This window comes from Streptomyces luteolus (assembly GCF_029968015.1).
GTDB lineage: Bacteria > Actinomycetota > Actinomycetes > Streptomycetales > Streptomycetaceae > Streptomyces > Streptomyces luteolus.
This window is the reverse complement of record NZ_JASCIS010000113.1, coordinates 1-1020: the sequence shown is the minus strand read 5'-3', so window position 1 is coordinate 1020 and position 1020 is coordinate 1. Positions and strand designations below refer to the sequence as shown.

General features: G+C 64.7%; 1 protein-coding gene and 1 pseudogene. One reads left to right on the top strand and one right to left on the bottom strand.

Features of this window, described 5'->3' with window-relative positions; genetic code table 11:
• Positions 1-118, bottom strand: a pseudogene (locus QIT00_RS39175) (IS200/IS605 family transposase); the annotation flags it as partial.
• A 29-nt stretch (positions 119-147) separates the two neighbouring features.
• On the opposite strand from QIT00_RS39175, the gene QIT00_RS38705 reads away from it, so the two are divergent.
• Positions 148-1020 (top strand): transposase (locus QIT00_RS38705; RefSeq protein ID WP_282540192.1); only part of this gene is annotated, 873 nt, incomplete at its 3' end.

Below are 1020 nucleotides of genomic sequence, written 5' to 3'. Positions count from 1 at the left end.
CGGCATCGGTGAACACTGCGCGCCGGTACTTCGGCGTGAAGACCAAGTGCGCGTGCAGGCTGTATACGACGCTGCGGCCCCTGCGTATGTCGGGGTTCTGATCCCATCTCGGTGACACAGGTCAATGCTAGGCGCTAGCCTGACGAGGTGAAACTGGTGGTGCAGGTCAAACTTGAGCCAACACCCAAGCAAGCAGCGGCACTTGAGGCGACTCTGGCCGCCTGCAACGAGGCCGCGACCTGGGCGGGCGAGGTCGCGTTCGAGCAGGACACTAAGCGCACCTACGACCTGCGCAAGCTCACGTACACCCAGATCCGCGCCCGCTGGAACCTGGGCGCGCAGGCTGCCCAGCACGTCATCAAGAAGACCTGCGACGCGTACGCGACCCTCAAGGCCAACCTGAAGGCCGGGAACCTGGGCCGACCGGGTTCGAAGCGTCATGCGAAGGCGACCGGGAAGCCGATCACCTTCCGCCCCGACTCCGGGCAGCCTTTCGACGACCGGATGCTGTCCTGGCAGATGGACCAGCAGCGCGTGTCGATATGGACCGTCCACGGGCGGGTCAAGAATGTGGGATTCACGGGCGGGGCGCAGCAGTTGACCACTCTCGCCCTGCATCGCAAGGGCGAGTCCGACCTGCTGCACCGGGACGGCATGTGGCTGCTGCAGGCCACCTGCGAGATCCCTGAACAACCGTTGAACACCGAGGTGGAGGACTTCCTCGGCCTGGACCTGGGCATCGTCAACATCGCCACCACCTCCGACGGACAGATCATGGCCGGACGCGAGATCAACCGCGTCCGGGAACGCGAACGCACCCTGCGCACCAAGCTCCAGAAGAAGAACACCCCCTCCGCCAAACGCCGGCTGAACAAGCGCAGGAAGAAGGAACAGCGGCGGGTGCGGGACATCAATCACAAGATTGCCAAGCATGTGGTGGCCGAGGCAGAACGCACCGGACGCGGTATCGCCCTGGAGGACTTGACGGGCATCCGCAACCGGGTACGGCTTCGCAAGCCC